General features: G+C 62.0%; 14 protein-coding genes. 10 read left to right on the top strand and 4 right to left on the bottom strand.

From position 1 onward, the window contains the following. Positions 1-10: 10 nt before the first annotated feature. The gene (locus KIH76_RS04095) at positions 11-1,030 is read left to right on the top strand and encodes a lipocalin family protein (protein WP_219069390.1); all 1,020 of its coding nucleotides are present in this window, start codon (positions 11-13) and stop codon (positions 1,028-1,030) included. 186 nt (positions 1,031-1,216) lie between these two features. Here KIH76_RS04095 and KIH76_RS04100 read toward each other — a convergent pair whose 3' ends face one another. Further along, positions 1,217-1,441 carry a hypothetical protein gene (locus KIH76_RS04100; RefSeq protein ID WP_217625341.1) on the bottom strand — a complete coding sequence of 75 codons (225 nt, stop codon included), beginning with the start codon at positions 1,439-1,441 and terminating at the stop codon, positions 1,217-1,219. Positions 1,442-1,957: 516 nt separating this feature from the next. Between KIH76_RS04100 and KIH76_RS04105 the strand changes: the two genes are divergently transcribed. Beyond that, the gene (locus KIH76_RS04105) at positions 1,958-2,509 is read left to right on the top strand and encodes a DUF3592 domain-containing protein (RefSeq protein WP_219069392.1); all 552 of its coding nucleotides are present in this window, start codon (positions 1,958-1,960) and stop codon (positions 2,507-2,509) included. A 107-nt stretch (positions 2,510-2,616) separates the two neighbouring features. Further along, positions 2,617-3,375 (top strand): trimeric intracellular cation channel family protein, encoded by a 759-nt coding sequence (locus KIH76_RS04110; protein WP_214373521.1) that lies wholly within the window; start codon positions 2,617-2,619, stop codon positions 3,373-3,375. Positions 3,376-3,464: 89 nt separating this feature from the next. Here KIH76_RS04110 and rpsT read toward each other — a convergent pair whose 3' ends face one another. After that, positions 3,465-3,725, bottom strand: a complete 261-nt coding sequence (gene rpsT, locus KIH76_RS04115; RefSeq protein WP_214373522.1) for a 30S ribosomal protein S20 — start codon at positions 3,723-3,725, stop codon at positions 3,465-3,467. 174 nt (positions 3,726-3,899) lie between these two features. Between rpsT and lepA the strand changes: the two genes are divergently transcribed. Both lepA and hemW read left to right on the top strand, forming a co-directional pair. Next, entirely contained in the window at positions 3,900-5,780 is a 1,881-nt protein-coding gene (gene lepA, locus KIH76_RS04120) for a translation elongation factor 4 (RefSeq protein ID WP_214374614.1), read from the top strand. 180 nt (positions 5,781-5,960) lie between these two features. Beyond that, the gene (gene hemW / locus KIH76_RS04125) at positions 5,961-7,205 is read left to right on the top strand and encodes a radical SAM family heme chaperone HemW (RefSeq protein ID WP_219069394.1); all 1,245 of its coding nucleotides are present in this window, start codon (positions 5,961-5,963) and stop codon (positions 7,203-7,205) included. Positions 7,206-7,209: 4 nt separating this feature from the next. On the opposite strand, the gene KIH76_RS04130 is transcribed toward hemW, so the two are convergent. Further along, positions 7,210-7,851: a TetR/AcrR family transcriptional regulator gene (locus tag KIH76_RS04130; RefSeq protein ID WP_219069396.1), complete on the bottom strand. Its 642-nt coding sequence runs from the start codon at positions 7,849-7,851 to the stop codon at positions 7,210-7,212. A gap of 315 nt (positions 7,852-8,166) precedes the next feature. Here KIH76_RS04130 and KIH76_RS04135 point away from each other — a divergent pair, with 315 nt between their 5' ends. The 4 genes from KIH76_RS04135 (at position 8,167) to KIH76_RS04150 (ending at position 14,523) form a co-directional block, all read left to right on the top strand. Then, positions 8,167-8,868 carry an ABC transporter ATP-binding protein gene (locus tag KIH76_RS04135; RefSeq protein WP_219069397.1) on the top strand — a complete coding sequence of 234 codons (702 nt, stop codon included), beginning with the start codon at positions 8,167-8,169 and terminating at the stop codon, positions 8,866-8,868. 2 nt (positions 8,869-8,870) lie between these two features. Then, entirely contained in the window at positions 8,871-12,305 is a 3,435-nt protein-coding gene (locus tag KIH76_RS04140; RefSeq protein WP_236036808.1) for an FtsX-like permease family protein, read from the top strand. Positions 12,306-12,600: 295 nt separating this feature from the next. After that, a complete protein-coding gene (locus tag KIH76_RS04145) occupies positions 12,601-13,044 on the top strand; it encodes a MarR family winged helix-turn-helix transcriptional regulator (RefSeq protein WP_236036809.1) in 444 nt (147 codons plus the stop codon). 57 nt (positions 13,045-13,101) lie between these two features. Beyond that, positions 13,102-14,523: a DHA2 family efflux MFS transporter permease subunit gene (locus KIH76_RS04150; protein WP_219069399.1), complete on the top strand. Its 1,422-nt coding sequence runs from the start codon at positions 13,102-13,104 to the stop codon at positions 14,521-14,523. A 77-nt stretch (positions 14,524-14,600) separates the two neighbouring features. On the opposite strand, the gene KIH76_RS04155 is transcribed toward KIH76_RS04150, so the two are convergent. Further along, positions 14,601-15,821, bottom strand: a complete 1,221-nt coding sequence (locus KIH76_RS04155) for a helix-turn-helix domain-containing protein (RefSeq protein ID WP_219069401.1) — start codon at positions 15,819-15,821, stop codon at positions 14,601-14,603. Between KIH76_RS04155 and KIH76_RS04160 the strand changes: the two genes are divergently transcribed. Then, positions 15,784-16,410 (top strand): sugar O-acetyltransferase, encoded by a 627-nt coding sequence (locus KIH76_RS04160; RefSeq protein ID WP_219069403.1) that lies wholly within the window; start codon positions 15,784-15,786, stop codon positions 16,408-16,410. The two genes, KIH76_RS04155 and KIH76_RS04160, sit on opposite strands and share 38 nt — an antisense overlap. Positions 16,411-16,635: the final 225 nt, after the last annotated feature.

Raw genomic sequence — 16,635 nt, forward strand, 5'->3', positions numbered from 1 at the left:
GAAACGAGACATGATGAACACCACGAATAACTCGCTGACCCACAACATCCGTACCTTCCACCACGGCACCGAACCGCTGGTGGATCCCATCCAAGACACATTCATACGCACCGACAAAGTCGGCAACTCATGGTTCTGGGTCGGTCATTTCGAGACGGGCGGCCACACCCTTGACTTCATGTACCATGTCAGCGTCCTGCAGTTCTCCAAATACCTGCCGGTGCGCATGATCAACAGCGTGCTGTCCATCACCGATGAGACCGGACGCATCTACCGTCACGAAGACCGCTTTTACAAGGTCAGGCGAGGACAGGTCGCAGGCCAGGGACTGCACATCCACACCGACAAGGACGTCATCGAAGGCGACCTCGACAACATGCGCATCGCATCGGCCATGCCGGACGGATCCATCTATCTCGACCTGCACGGCACCGGATACCCGCTCTACAGTCTCGGTACCGGCTACTTCCAGATCGCCGGAGTGGCCAACTACCAATACTCGTTCCCGCACATGGCTGCCAAAGGCGTCATCACTCTCGACGGCCAGCGCCACGAGGTGGAGGGGATGGTATGGATGGACCGTCAGTTCGCCGGCATGCCCAAAGGCAGAAGCCTCAAGGACGGCTACAACTGCAAATGGCTGTGGATGAACCTCTGCTTCGATAACGATCCCGACGTGATCAGCCTATGGAGTGTAACCGAACTGGCCACGGGCAGCGAACATTGCTGGGCCAGCGTCCTGCATGAGGACGGCACCCAATCTTCCGCCGGCGTGGATCCGATGGTCGGCAACTCCTTCAACGTGTGGGAAAGTCCTGTGACCGGCATGAAATACCCAACCGGATGGACCATCTCCATCCCTGAATGGGAAGCGAAACTCACCGTCACATCCATCATGGACGAACAGGAAATCGCTTCGCCGAACCCCTCAGGGCGCAAATACGAAGGCGCAAGCCAAGTGGTCGGCACCTACCGAGGACACTCGGTAACGGGCCACTGCTGCCTCGAACTCGTCGGAGGATGGAACTAACAACACCGGCCCATTTTCCGAAAAACACCGGCATCGGTCCAATTCCGCCAACCCGCCGAAGAAAGCCACAACCCGACGAACCGGTGAACAAGGGATTTGAAATGGGCGCTGAATAGCCTTTCGGGGGCTCTCGCACAAGTTAAGCCCGTCTCGCGCACAACACGAGACGGGCTTAACTCCTTGTTTTTATTTGGCTTCACTGTCTTTGCTGAGCTTGCCGCTGAACGCTTGGTTCACCAAGGTGTAGACGGCTTGCGCGACGCCGATGACGCCGGTGAGGACGATGCCCCAGCCGTAGCTGTGGAAGCCGTTGGTGGCGGCGATAGCGATGACGCCGAGCAGGATGCTCACGCCGAGGCTGGTCAGGCCCACGTAGTCGGCGGGGATGTACTTTTTGAACGCCTGTACCAAGGCGGGCGCGATGAGGACAGTTGTCGCGAAATGTCCATAGGAGGCGCCGATCCTAGACGAATGCTGTTATGAGGGCATCACTTCATATAAATGCGCCGCATGATGAGCTCGACCGCGCGGTCGGGGAGGAGGCGCTTGAGCTGCATGAGCGCCTAGTATGTGCCGCCGACGGCGAGGCGGACCGGGGATTGCGGCGGGCGATCGTCGAAGCGATGGCTTGGGCGACGGCAACGTGATCTCGTTGACCCGTACTATGCCGAAGTAATTGACCTCGAACTGTCGGCGTACCAACTCCATCGGCGTGCATTCCGCCGAACCCGCGATATCGAAACCGGCGCAGTGCACGATCGCATCCAATCGAAGCAACGCGCCCACGATCGCACGTTCGTATTCTCGCCCATATTGCACGGTGCTGCGCGATATCTTCGATACCGTCGTGCAATCCTGCCGCAAGAGTTCACCGCGGGTTCATGTTGAATTCGTGTGCCGGCGCGGTCGCGCTGGGATAATCGAACCATGATCGAAACGGTTGGCGCTGGTGCGGCCGTGGTGGCCGCGATGTTCGGGATAACGGTGTCCGAGGGGGTCGATGCGGCTCGTACGGTCCATGTGGTCGCGGAATCGGATAGTTCCGTTTCGTTGGGGGATCCGATCATGCTGATCCCCGCGCTCGCTCCGATAATCGTCGGGCTGCTCATCCTGATCCCCTGCATCAGGGCGTTTCGTGAAAGGGACGACCACCACGAGCGCTGCACCGCCAAAGTCGACGGCGTTGTGAGCGAAGTGCTCGAAACCTCCGACAATGACGGCACGTTATGGTCGCCGGTGTTCTCCTACACGGTCGCCGGCCGCGAATACAGCATCGAATCCGGCACGTGGTCACGTCCGTGCAGTCTGCATGAGGGCGATCGTGTGACTGTGCTCTACGATCCGTTCGACCCGTCCGACGCATGGGTGAAGGAGGACCGCGGCGCTCCGATCCTACTCATCGCCTTCGCCGGGGCCGCGGTGGTGGACATCCTCGCCGGCGGTGCCCTCTTGGTGGCGTGGATCCTCAACCAGCAGTGACGATCCGACAGTCGGCGGGAGAGCGGATCGCGGGACAAGACCGTGGTGTACCCTCGTTACGGCACCGATGGGTTGCCGAACGCGTGACGTTACGAGGGGAGCGGCTCATGGAAGTGGCGTTGGAGAGCAATGCGTTCTTCATGGGGATCGAATATCTGGCGATCTTCTGCTCCGGACTCATGGGTGGTCTGTGCGCGGTCAAGAAGAACTACGACCTGTTCGCGATGGTGATCACCGCATGGCTGACCGCGCTCGGCGGCGGCATCATCCGCGACGTGATGCTTGGCTCGCTGCCTCCGGTCGGCATCGCGGACCGGGGATTCGTGCTCACCGCACTGGCCTCCGGTCTGGCCGTGGCCGTCTTCCATCCCGAAGTCGACAAGCTCAAATGGTCGATGCTCACCCTCGATGCGCTTTCTGTCGGCCTGTTCGCCGTCAACGGCACATCCAAGGCGATGCTCATGGGCACATCCGGCATGACCGCCGCGTTCCTGGGCATGTTTACTGCGCTCGGCGGTGGCCTCGTGCGCGACATGCTGCTCAACGACATTCCGCTCGTCATCCGCGACAAGCACTGGTATGCGATCCCTTCCGCGGTCGGATGCATCCTGACCGTGCTCGTCATGAAGGGCGCGCAGAGCGGGATCGTCGATTTCACCGGTGAAGTCATTCTCGACAGCGCGATCGTGGTGATTGTCGTGGCGTTGCGACTGCTGTCGGTCAAGTTCGACATCACGTTCCCCGGGGCGATGAAGCGGCGCGAACTGTTCCTGCCGAGCCAGTCGAAGTATCTGCCGCGTCCGGTGATCCACCCGGAGGCGGGGGAGCGCGACTCGGAACGTGAGGATCGGGACGAGCGGCGGTAAGCGGATTGCAATGATCGTTCGGCAGATACGAAAAATCCCCGCGAACCATGATGGTGCACGGGGATTGTTCGAACCCTAACGGGTTATGATCACATCGCGTTGATCGCGACAGCCAGACCGGACTTGCGGTTCGCGGCCTGGTTCTTGTGGATCACGCCAGCGCCGGCAGCCTTGTCGAGCTTCTGGGCAGCGACCTTGTAGGCGGCTTCCGCAGCGGCCTTGTCACCGGAGGCGATGGCCTCGCGGGTAGCGCGGATGGCGGTCTTCAGGGCCGACTTGACGGCCACGTTGCGGATGTGCGCCTTCTCATTGGTGAGCACGCGCTTCTTCTGCGACTTAATGTTTGCCACATTTACTCCAAACGACGTTTGCTATAAGGACATACAAACGGTCATGATAACACGCCGTGCGGATAAAACATACGCCGCACTAGGAGTGTCGCCGGGAAAATGCCGATAGGCACCGGTAGACTAGAATATTTGGCGAATACAACCGTGAACGACGACCGTAAGGAGACGGATCAGGTGATCGAACCGAAGAACAAGCCCGGATATACCGACCAGTCGCTGATCCGCAACTTCTGCATCATCGCGCACATCGACCACGGCAAGTCCACCGTGGCCGACCGCATCCTCCAGCTGAGCGGCATCGTGCCCGAACGCGAGATGCGCGACCGCTTCCTCGACCGCATGGACATCGAGCAGGAGCGCGGCATCACCATCAAATCGCAGGCCGTGCGCGTGCCGTGGACGTTCGACGGCACCGAATACACGCTCGGCATGATCGACACCCCCGGCCACGTCGACTTCACATACGAGGTCTCCCGCGCGCTCGCCGCATGCGAGGGCGCGGTGCTGCTCGTCGACGCCACGCAGGGCATCGAGGCGCAGACCCTGTCGAACCTGTACATGGCCATCGACCACGACCTGACCATCATCCCCGTGCTCAACAAGATCGACCTGCCGAGCGCCGAACCGGACAAGCACGCCGAGGAGATCGCCGGCCTGATCGGCTGCGAGCCGAGCGACGTGCTGCGCGTGTCCGGCAAGACCGGCGAAGGCGTGGCCGAACTGCTCGACCGCATCGTCATGGAGATCCCCGCGCCGCACGGCGACCCGAAGGCCCCGGCCCGCGCGCTCATCTTCGACTCCGTGTACGACTCGTACCGCGGCATCGTCACCTACATCCGTATGGAGGACGGCGAACTGCACGCCCGCGAGAAGGTGCACATGATGGGCATCGGCATGACCCACGACCCGATCGAGATCGGCGTGATCAGCCCCGACATGATGCCCACCAAGGCGCTCGGCGCGGGCGAAGTCGGCTACATCATCACCGGCGCGAAGGACGTGAGCCAGTCGAAGGTCGGCGACACGCTGACCTCCGCCGTGCGCCCCGCCACCGAGCCGCTGCCCGGCTACCGCGACCCGCAGCCGATGGTCTACGCCGGCCTGTTCCCGATCGACAACGCCCAGTTCCCCGAACTGCGCGACGCGCTCGACAAGCTCAAGCTCAATGACGCCGCGCTCATCTACGAGCCGGAGACGTCCGTCGCGCTCGGCTTCGGCTTCCGTTGCGGCTTCCTGGGCCTGCTGCACATGGAGATCGTCTCCGAGCGACTCGATCGCGAGTTCGGCCTCGACCTGATCTCCACCGCGCCGAACGTGCCGTACGACGTGACTGCCGAGGACGGCAGCGAACACCACGTGACCAATCCGAGCGAGTTCCCGGACGGCAAGATCAAGAAGATCGTCGAGCCGATGGTCGCCGCCGACATCATCACGCCGAAGGAGTTCATCGGCGCGGTCATGGATCTGTGTCAGGATCACCGCGGCATCATGGGCACGATGGAATACATCTCCGCCGACCGTGTGGAGATGCACTACCGCATCCCGCTCGCGGAGATCGTGTTCGACTTCTTCGACCAGCTGAAGTCGCGCACCAAGGGTTATGCGTCGCTTGACTACCATGAGGACGGCGAGCAGGCCGCCGACCTGGTCAAGGTCGATATTCTCATCCAGGGCGAGAAGGTCGATGCGTTCAGCGCGATCGTGCACCGCGACAAGGCGTACAGCTACGGCGTGATGATGACGAAGAAGCTGCGCGAACTGATCCCGCGCCAGCAGTTCGAGATCCCGATCCAGGCGGCGATCGGCTCGCGCATCATCGCACGCGAGAACATCCGTGCACTGCGCAAGGACGTGCTCGCCAAGTGCTACGGCGGCGACATCTCCCGCAAGCGCAAGCTGCTTGAAAAGCAGAAGGCCGGCAAGAAGCGCATGAAGATGCTCGGCCATGTCGAGGTGCCGCAGGAGGCGTTCATCGCCGCGCTGTCCACCGGCGACGGCGGCAACGACCGCGACACCAAGGACAAGATCCGCGCCGCCCAGAAGACGGAAGGCTGATTATCCTTTTCTTGGCCCCCTCGGCTGAGGGGGCTGTCAGCGCAGCTGACTGGGGGAGCGTCGAGGGCTGACGTGCAGAAGCCGCTGACTGCTCTTCAACGTTCGTGTCTGATTGTTCCAAGTAGGTTGGCTCTCCGTTCCACGGAGATCCGTTTGGGTGACCGAGGAGAGTTCTGCAGGATGACCTACGAAATCTATATCCACGTTCCGTTTTGTCTCCGTCGCTGTGGGTACTGCGATTTCAACACATACACCGCGGTCGATCTCGGCGCGGGAGCCTCGCGCGGCAACTATGCGAATATGGTCGTCCGCGAGATGGAGCTGACCAGGCGGTGGCAGCTCGACCACGGTATCGAGGAGCCGGCGGCCGACACCGTGTTCTTCGGCGGCGGCACGCCCACGATCCTCTCCGCGGACGACCTCGTGGCCATGCTGGACGCGATCCGTAAGACGTGGGGCATCGCGCCGGGTGCGGAGATTACGACCGAAGCCAATCCGGACACTGTCAACGAGTATTACATCAACCGTCTCGCCGAAGGCGGCTTCACGCGCATCTCCTTCGGCATGCAGTCCGCCGTGCCGCACGTACTGCGCACACTCGACCGCACGCACACGCCCGCGAACGTGGCCGCCGGCGTCGAAGCGGCGAACAAGGCCGGTCTGCGATCCAGCGTCGATCTGATCTACGGTGCACCGGGGGAGAGCTTGGATGACTGGCGCACCTCCGTGTGCACGGCCATCGACCTCGGCGTGAACCATATTTCCGCGTACGCGCTCACCGTCGAACCGACCACGAAAATGGGCCGTCAGATCGCCGCCGGCACCTTGCCTAAGCCGGATGACGACGATGAGGCGGCGAAATACGAGATCGCCGACGATATGCTCACAGCCGCCGGCCTCGAATGGTATGAGGTGTCCAACTGGGCGAGACCCGGCTACGAGAGCCGGCACAATCTCGGCTACTGGCGCAATGTCGACTGGGCCGGACTTGGGCCGGGCGCGCACTCGCACTACAACCGTGCAACCGGCAACGGTAATGCGGACAGTGACGCTACCGCGCACGGCCTGCGCAGCTGGGACATCGCCCACCCGCGCTTATGGGGCACCGCCATCAACGAACATCGCATCCCGTGGGACGGCAGCGAAACCATCACACCGGGCGAAAACCTCGAGGAACTCATCATGCTCGGTCTGCGACTGCGCGAAGGACTCGACCTGAACCTCATCAACCGGGCCGTCGCCGCATCCGAATCCAACGGCGAAACCGCGCCGTTCCGGCATATCGACCCGGCCGAACTTCGTCCGATGGTCAACGACGGCCTCATCATCATCGACTCCGCGACCGACCGCGTCATCCCCACCCGCAAAGGCCGTCTGCTCAACGACGCCGTCATCGAACGCTTCTTCGACCTTGCCGGCATCTGACCGGTCACCACAGCACGTCGATCGGCGCGGTGGTCTTGTTCTTTTCGATGATCAGGCATATCTCGTCCGGTGACTCCTTGCAGCCGCGGCGCAGCCACAGCCAGATGATCGAGGCGACGGCCGAGACGAGGATCTCCATCGCGTAGTCGGCGGGGATACCGTTATATGACGGCTGCGGCTGCGCGCCGAAGCGTTTGGCCTGCGCGACGATGAGTCTCTTGAGCACGGCCTTGACCCGGTCGTACAGCTGGAAGTCGTTGCCGGACCGCGACACCGCGTCGAAAAACGCGAAATCGGCCTTGATGTAGCGCAACGCCTCGGCGATGGCGCGGGTCTGGAACGCGTCGCAGATCGCCTTGCCGGTGCGAGTCGTGATCTGCGTGTCCGTTTCGGCGTTGGCGATGAGGATCTCGGTCAGATCGTCGATGGTGTCGTCGATGAGCTGACGGCGCAGGTCGAACTTGTCGACGTAATGCATGTAGAACGTGCCGCGGTTGATGCCGGCCGTACGCGCGATGTCGCTGACGGTCATCGCGTCGAAGCCCTTCGACTTGACGAGCGTGGTGAACGCGGCCTTGATTTTGGCCTCGGTTTTCGTGTTGCGTTTGGTTGGTGTGGCGGTTGCGTCCGTCGTTGCGATTGCCATGATGAACTCTCCTTGACTGATGTGTCCGGATGATCCGATGCGGGATGATGCTGACCGATATTCTATCAACACGTTGTCTGTTTAGTGACTGAATCAACAATATTTTTCGATCTGTTTAATCTGAACAGATCGGCGAAAATCGTTGATTGACTTGGGTTTACGGCTGTTCTTACCATTGCGGCAGTTAAATCAACATGTTGTTCAAACAAGATGCTGATGAATGACTGCGCAAAACGTATGACTACCCCTCAGTCGGCTACGCCGACAGCTCTCCTAGCAAGGGGAGCCAAGGTAAGGGTGAAAGGAACATAAGCCATGGCCTATATCGAGATGGTGCACAGCTTCAAGCGCTACCGCATGGGAGACACGACCATCACCGCCAACAACGACGTGAGCTTCGGCATCGAGAAAGGCGAGCTCGCGATCATTCTCGGCTCGTCCGGCGCCGGCAAGTCGACCGTGCTCAACATCCTCGGCGGCATGGACACCAACAGCGAAGGACAGGTCATCATCGACGGCAAGGACATCTCGAACTACACCGCCCACCAGCTCACCGACTACCGCCGCTACGACATCGGCTTCGTATTCCAGTTCTACAACCTCGTCGCCAACCTCACCGCCAAGGAGAACGTCGAACTTGCCTCCGAAATCGTGAAAGATGCGCAGGACCCGGTGCGCGCGCTCATCGACGTCGGATTGAAGGATCGCATCAACAACTTCCCGGCACAGCTGTCCGGCGGCGAACAGCAGCGCGTCGCCATCGCGCGAGCGGTTGCCAAGAACCCGAAGATCCTGCTGTGCGACGAGCCGACCGGCGCGCTCGACTACAACACCGGCAAGCAGGTGCTTCAGATCCTGCAGGACCAAAGCCGTAAGAAGGGCGCGACCGTCGTCATCGTCACCCATAACTCGGCCATCGCGCCGATCGCCGACCGCGTCATCCACATGCACGACGCACGCGTCAAATCAATCGACGTCAACGAACATCCGATGGACATCAAGGACCTGGAGTGGTAACCATGACCGAACTCACTGACTTCATCGAACCGGACGATGCACAGTGCTCGACCGTCGCCGCGCACCGCCGCATCTCCACGCGCAAACAGCGCGGCGACGGCGGACTCGTCCGTAAGCACATGCTGTGGAAGGACATCCGCGTCACCCTCGCCAAATCGAAGGGCCGGTTCATCTCGATCGTCAGTCTCATGATGCTCGGCTCGTTCGCACTCGTCGGCCTGTTCGTCACAGGCCCTGATATGCAGGCGACCGGCACCACCTTCTACGGTGAGCACAATCTCGCCGACGTGACCGTCATCAGCGACTACGGACTGAGCAAAGACGATGAGAAGATCATTCGCGACACCGCGGGCGTGCGTCAGGCCGAATTCGGCTACTTCAAGGACGTGACCATCAAGGGCAGCAACCACAGCCTGCGCATCTACTCCAAGCCGAACACCGTCTCCGGATACCGCGTCATCGAAGGACGACTGCCGAAGAAAACCGGCGAGATCGCGCTCGATTCGGCCGAACGCGACCGGTATGCGATCGACAGCACCGTGCAGGTCACCGAACTGCCCGACATCGCCGGCGACACCATCCTCAAGCAGACCAAGTACACCGTGGTCGGCTTCGTCGACGCCAGCGAAATCGTCTCCAACCTCAACATGGGACAATCCACGGCCGGCACCGGCGAACTCGACGGCTACGGCGTGGTCGTACCGGATACGTTCGATTCGGACGTGACGATGATCGGCCGCGTCACCTTCGACGACACGCAGCACGTCGACTATTGGACCGGCGAATACCGCGACCGCGTGCAGGCGCACAAGGACACGCTTACCAAGCGTCTCGCCGGCCAGCCCAAAGCACGTGAGGCCTCGATCCGCGAAGACCGACGCAAGCAGATCGACAAGGCGCAAGCCAAGGTCGACGACGCGAAACAGCAGCTCGCCGACGCCGAACAGCAGCTCGCGGACGCCAAAACGCAGATCGAATCGGCCAAAGATCAGATGACCCAAGGCGAGATCACTGCCGTCGACCAAGGCTCCGCCGCAGCCGCCGAACTGTCCGGTGCTCTTGCACAGATCGCTGCGGCCGGCTCGCAGATCACCTCCGGACAGACCCAGCTTGCGGCCGCCGCCCAACAGCTCACCCAAGGCCAGGCGCAGCTTGACTCGTCATGGCAACAGCTCACGCAAGCCAAAACGCAGCTCGACGCCGCGCGCACCGTCCTCGAATCGGTCAAACCCGTCCTCGACAACACCGGCACGATACTGGCCGGCTGGGCGAACAGCGGCCTGACCGGCAGCGTGTACGACACCGTCAAGGCGCAGTACGACAAAGCGCTCGCCGCCTACAACGACGCCGTCTCGCAATACAACGCCCAGCTCAACGCCTACAACACCGCGCTTCAACAATGGAACGACGGAGCGAGACAGCTCAAGGAGGGCAGCGAGGAATACCGCAACAACGCGGTCGCGCTCGCCGACGCGTCCCGGCAGCTCGCCGACAAGCAGACCGAACTCGGCCAGGCCATTTCCACCGCACCGGCCAGCACGTCGGGCGACGGCAATGCTTCGGCCGGCAGTATTTCGTCCGGCGCCATGCAGCTCATCCAAGGCCAGCGCGACATCGAAAAGGCCGAAGACCAGTACGCCGAAAAACTCCAGGAATTCAACGACGCGAAACCCGCCGCCGAAGCGAAGATCAAGACTGCTGAACATGACATCGCGCTCGCCCGCGAGAAGATCGACACGCTCGAAGTGCCCGCCTATTCGATCGACGGCCGACGCGAAGGGCTCACGTCCAATGGCTACCGCGTGTACGAGATCATCGCGAACATCGTCGGCAAACTCGCCATGATCTTCCCCGTGTTCCTCTACTTCGTTGCCGCGCTCGTCACGTTCTCCACGATGGGCCGCATGGTCGACGAGGAACGCGTCAACTCCGGCACCTTGAAGGCGCTCGGCTACGGCAACGCGGACATCCTCAAGAAGTTCGTCGTCTACGGGTTCGCCGCATCCACCGTCGGTACCATCCTCGGCGTCGCGGCCGGTCACACGATCCTGCCGCTTATCGTCTACCGCGCGTACAGCGACGGGTTCACCATGCCGGTCATCGAACTGAGGTTCCATCCGGCCGTCACCGTGGCCGCGTTCCTGCTCGCCTGGACGAGCGCCGTCGTGCCGGCCATGCTCGCCGCCGCACGCGAGCTCAGGGACAAGCCGGCCGCGCTCCTGCTGCCCAAACCGCCGGCGAACGGGTCGAAGATCTTCCTCGAACGGCTCGGCTTCATCTGGAACCGGCTCAGCTTCACGCGCAAGGTCACCGCGCGCAACCTGTTGCGCTACAAGACGCGCGGCTTCATGACGATCTTCGGCGTGATGGGCGCCGTATCGCTGCTCGTCGCCGGACTCGGCGTGCAGGGGTCGATCAACCAGATCAGCGAACGCCAGTTCGACGAGGTGATCCACTACGACATGATCGTCGCCGAAAAATCCGACAACAACGACGAACAGCGCGACGCTGTCGCCAAGGACATGACTGATAAGGCCGTGGACGAGGCGATGCCGATCCGCTACGAGGAACTCACCAAAACCGCCGGCAAGCAGGGCGACAAGCAGTCGATCACACTGCTCGTCACCGACGACGCATACAACTTCAACGGCTACGTGACCCTGCGCTCGCGGGTCAGCCACCAACCGCAGATCCTCACCGACCGCGGCGCGGTCATCTCCGAACGCATGGCCTCGATGCTCGACGCGAAAACCGGCGACACGATCCGCGTCACCGGAGAGGACGGCACCGAGCGTTCCGTGCGCGTGGACGGCGTGAGCGAAATGTACATCGGGCATCTCATGGTCATGACGTCCGGCGGTTACGAACACGTGTTCGGCGAAGACTACCAGTCGAACGCGTATCTGGTGCGGCTCAAGGACAGCTCCATCGAGAACGCCGAGAAGCAGGGTGCGCGATTCATGAAGAACGACGGCGTGCGCGGCGTGGTGCAGAACACCACGATGAAGAACCAAACCACCACGATCGTCGACTCCCTGAACCAGATCATGGAGGTGCTTGTGCTCGTGGCCGGCATGCTTGCCGTGGTGATCCTGTACAACCTCACCAACCTGAACGTGTCCGAACGCATCCGCGAACTGTCGACCATCAAGGTGCTCGGCTTCCACTCGAACGAGACGACCATGTACATCTACCGCGAAACCATCGTACTGTCCGTGCTCGGCATCCTCGCCGGCTACGGGTTCGGCGCGGGGCTTCACCGGTACATCATCGACGAGGTGCCGCCGGACGAGGTCATGTTCGACCCTGCGCTCGGATGGCCCGCGTTCGTGGTGCCCGCGCTGCTCGTCGCCGCGGTGCTGTCCGCGCTCGGCGTGGTCGTCTACCGGCAGCTCAAGAACGTGGACATGCTCGCCGCCCTCAAATCAGTGGAATAAAGGCCGGTGGCGGAAGGCCTGTCGTGCTGTTTGCGAGCATGACGCGGCGTCAGGAAGATTGAGTCTCCCTGACGCCGCGACGTGTTTCGCATTCGGATCTGGCCGATGTGCGGCAGCCCGCCATCGTTGCGTATCGGCAGTGCGGCGAAGTCTGCAAACGTTGGGTTGCTAAACGCGATTGACGTGCACTCGTTGGCGTGTGGTTGGTGACGCCGATTTGCATTTTGCCAGGTACCTTGTATTATTTGCAAGGTACCTAGCAATTTTCGTGTTATCGGGAGGAAGGCGGCGAACCATGACGATGAGCGACCGGGAACTGGTGGAGCTATTCCATGACGTGGCGCGCATCAGCCACCAGCGGGAAGTACGCAGCAGCGACGCGCTCTCGCACGGCAGTGGGCAGACGCGCTGTCTGCTCACCCTGAGCGGCCTCGGTCCGGTCAGTCAGCGCCGGCTTGCTGCGATCCTGGGCATCCGGTCGGCGTCGCTGAGCGAACTGCTCGGCAAGATGGAGGCGCGCGGCTGGATCACGCGCACCCCGCATCCCGAGGACGGGCGCACGTACATGGTCGCGCTCACCGAGGAGGGAAAGGCCGAGGCGATGCGCCGGCGGTCGGCCGGCAACGGTGCCTCCGGCGAGCTGCTCGCGGCGCTCGACGAAGACCAGCGTGAACGGTTCGGCGAGATCCTCATTGTGATCAAACGTCACTACCAAGAACTCAATCGCCACGAACGTTAGTCCTTCGTCCTCGCACGCATCGTCATCACATACCATCGGCCATACGAAGCAACAACCATGTCCAATACTGAACAGATCTCATTAAGCAACCGCCGACGCGCGCTCATCTTCGCCAACATCATGCTCTCGTGCATCGCCACCACCATCATGGCCACGGCTCTCACCACGGCACTGCCGCCCATCGTCGCCGACCTCGGCGTCACCATGCAGATCGGCCAATGGCTCACCAGCGGCTACTCGCTCGCCATTGGCATCGTCATGCCGCTGACCGCCTTCCTCATCACCCGGTTCCCGACCAAACCGCTGTACCTCGCCGGCGCGGCGTTGTTCATCGTCGGTTCGCTGGTCTGCGTGGCGCCGGTGCCGTTCGCCGTCATCATGATCGGACGCGTGATTCAGGCGTGCGGCAACGGACTGCTCATGTCGATGGCACAGGTCGTGCTCATGACCATCTATCCGGACAACCGCGGCACGATCATGGGCTGGTACGGTCTCGCCGTCGGCGTCACGCCGGTGATCGCGCCGACCTTGTCCGGCCTGATGGTCGACACGTTCGGCTGGCGGTCGATCTTCTACCTGGTGATCGCGGTGATGGCGGTGTCGCTGATCGCGGCATGCTTCGTGTTCTGCGACGTGCTGAAGACCTCGCGGCGATCGTTCGACATGCTGTCCTTCGCGGTGAGCGTCGTCGCGTTCGGCGGCGTGACGCTCGGCATCGGCAATATCGGCTCCATGCCGTTCGTGAGCACGACGGTGCTGCTGCCGCTGGTGTTGGGCGTCGCGGCCTCTGTATGGTTCGTGATGCTGCAGCTCAAGCGCGAGCGCCCGTTCCTCGACGTGCGCATATTGCGCAACCGCGGCTTCGCGTTGAGCGTGATCGGCAGCATGCTGCTGTACTTCGCGATGATGGGTTCGTCGGTCATGCTGCCGCTCTACGTGCAGACCATCAAAGGCGGTTCCGCATCGATGGCCGGCCTGGTGGGTCTGCCCGGCTCGCTCGCCATGGCGGTCATCAGCCCGATGGCCGGCAGGCTGTATGACCGGTTCGGCGTGAGGCGGCTGTTCCTCATCGGCGGCATCTGCCTGACCGTGAGCAACCTGTGCATGGGACTGCTGCCGTTGGCGGCATCGATCTGGGTCGCGGGCGCGATCAACGTGGCGCGTTCGCTTGCGATCGGCTGCCTGATGATGCCGCTCGTGACCTGGGGCACCAGCTGCGCGGGCGAGGGGCGACTCGCCGACGCGAACGCGTTGCTCACCGCGTTACGCACTATCGCCGGCGCGATCGGCCAGGCCGTATTCGTCGGGATGATGACCGCGCTGGCGGCCTCTGCGCATTCCGGCGGCATGGAGCTGGCCGCGGCGAACATGCGCGGCCTGAACCTGACGTTCCTGGCCATGGGCGCATGCGCGGTCCCACTGATCATCATCCCGCTCGTCTTCCTGCGCGGCGAGATGGCGGATCGTCATGCAAATTGACGGGACACCGACGGAGCATTGCCGCACGCATGACCGCTGCCATACGTGAGCATGCGGTCGTGCGATCCCGCTCGTGCTCAAACGGCGCGGTCTCGCCGCTGCTTGCGGTAGGCGAACGGCGGCACGCCGATGACATTGCGGAACGTGCGCGAAAAGAAACCCGGGGAACGGAAGCCGCAGCGGGCGGCCACCTCGGCGATCGGCAATTCGGTTCCGGCCAGCAGATCGATGGCCGCACGGATACGCACGTCGGTGACATATTCGATGGGCGACTGGTTGAGATAGTCACGGAATATCGATGCGCAACTGCTGCGACCGATCGAACCGGCGCTCGCGATTTCGGCCAGCGTCAACTGACATGTGAAATTCTCCTGGATGAAATCGACCATTGCCGTCAGTGAAGCAATCCTGTCTGCGCGGTGCCGTCCTTCACGCGTGCGGGTCATGTTCGCGCGGCCGTTCCGTTGCGCGTCCGCGTTCGTTCCGACGTCGTTCGTCATCAGTGTCAGATGTCGGGCGATCGCATAGAATCCGCTCAACGCCGTCAACGGTGCGGTCGGCTCGTCGGCTTCGCGCGCGGCGACGATGCCGTTCGTCGTATGCAGGATGGCGGCCGAGTCGGCATCGTCTCCGTCGAGCAGCAGGTACGGTGGGCGCGATGCGCTGCCGATCGGCAATATGTAGCGTTCCAGTATGTCCTTGGCCGCGCCTGCACGCATGGGATTGAGCAGCACGCACAAGAATTCGCAATCGGAGCCGTCGTCCGAATAGCCATAATGCAATCGCCGCGCGTTGACGAAAATTCCCTGACCTTCACGGACCGGCACGTGCTCTCCATCCACGAAATACGTTAGATGACCGTGTTCGGCTAGGAGGAACTCCCAATCGTCATGCCAATGGCATTGCGCGCGCATGAGTGGATAGGAGGAGAGCCGTCCCCGCCGTGCATACGAGAAGAACGACGGATAGTCGTAGCGCACCCGTTCCGAACCGTTTGCGCGCACGATGGCTGGCCCGGCGGCGCCGCCGTCGACCGAGGCGTTGCGGTTGCCGTGATCGACGCATATGCGACCAATGTCGTTCATTTTCTCGAGTCCTCGGTAAATAGTGCAAAAACTGACGTAAATTCTACCAGTAGTCATGTGTTGTGCGGCATATGCATCGTGTGTAATGGTTGGCAGACGACAATGACGCGTGCTCGTCGCCGCTTGCATGGCCGATCGCACGACGCCGGGCCGACCCCGAGGAAAAGGAACCATCGTGAAGGAAACCATGCGCCAGCGCATCGCCGCCGGCAAACTGTTCACCGACTACTGCGAAGGATTGCCGGAGGATCGTCTCGCGGCCAAACGCCGCATGAAGCGGTTCAACGAACTCGACCCGGGTGATATGGAAAGCCGCGCCGCGTTGATCGGCGAGATTCTCGGATGCTCCTCGGATGCATGGATCGAACCGCCGCTCTACTTCTGCTACGGCACGAACATCACGCTCGGTGCCGGAACATACGTCAACGTCAACTGTTCGTTCATCGACGACGGTCGGATCACCATCGGCAAGCGCGTCATGTTCGGTCCGTCGGTGAACATCGCGACCGTCAGCCATCCGATCAACCCGGCCATGCGCGAGTTCATGTTCGCCGATCCGGTCGTGATCGGCGACGACTGCTGGATCGGTGCGAACGTGACGATCTGCCCCGGTGTGACCATCGGCGAAGGCACGACGATCGGCGCGGGCAGCGTCGTCACGCACGACATTCCCGCGCATGTCGTCGCGGTCGGCGTGCCCTGCCGTGTCCTGCGCGAGATCGACGAACATGACATGGACGAATACCGTCCCGGCATGAGCTTCGCCGACGACGAACTCGTGCGCGAGACTCGGGGCGAATGATCCGTCGGCCGCGTCCTTCGCCACCGGGGGTGGGGCGCCTGTGCCTATTACATTGCCGAGATATTGACTTCGAGCGCTTGAAGTTGGTATATCTGCTGATGATGCAAGGCATCCACGGGAGGCGGCCGGATGATATCAGATGAGAGCATAGATAACGGTGTTCCCTTTGATTGGGGACGTGTGTCAGACGACTATGCGCGGTATCGCGACATTTATCCAGCGCAG

Origin of the sequence: Bifidobacterium simiiventris, from assembly GCF_019331715.1 — a bacterium.
GTDB classification, from domain to species: Bacteria; Actinomycetota; Actinomycetes; order Actinomycetales; family Bifidobacteriaceae; genus Bifidobacterium; species Bifidobacterium simiiventris.

What these genes read in the sequence shown, in the direction of transcription:
- KIH76_RS04095 (WP_219069390.1), top strand. Translation starts at nt 11, where the DNA reads ATGATGAACACCACGAATAACTCGCTGACCCACAACATCCGTACCTTC.
- KIH76_RS04105 (WP_219069392.1), top strand. Translation starts at nt 1,958, where the DNA reads ATGATCGAAACGGTTGGCGCTGGTGCGGCCGTGGTGGCCGCGATGTTC.
- KIH76_RS04110 (WP_214373521.1), top strand. Translation starts at nt 2,617, where the DNA reads ATGGAAGTGGCGTTGGAGAGCAATGCGTTCTTCATGGGGATCGAATAT.
- hemW (WP_219069394.1), top strand. Translation starts at nt 5,961, where the DNA reads ATGACCTACGAAATCTATATCCACGTTCCGTTTTGTCTCCGTCGCTGT.
- KIH76_RS04130 (WP_219069396.1), bottom strand. Translation starts at nt 7,851, where the DNA reads ATGGCAATCGCAACGACGGACGCAACCGCCACACCAACCAAACGCAAC.
- KIH76_RS04135 (WP_219069397.1), top strand. Translation starts at nt 8,167, where the DNA reads ATGGCCTATATCGAGATGGTGCACAGCTTCAAGCGCTACCGCATGGGA.
- KIH76_RS04140 (WP_236036808.1), top strand. Translation starts at nt 8,871, where the DNA reads ATGACCGAACTCACTGACTTCATCGAACCGGACGATGCACAGTGCTCG.
- KIH76_RS04145 (WP_236036809.1), top strand. Translation starts at nt 12,601, where the DNA reads ATGACGATGAGCGACCGGGAACTGGTGGAGCTATTCCATGACGTGGCG.
- KIH76_RS04150 (WP_219069399.1), top strand. Translation starts at nt 13,102, where the DNA reads ATGTCCAATACTGAACAGATCTCATTAAGCAACCGCCGACGCGCGCTC.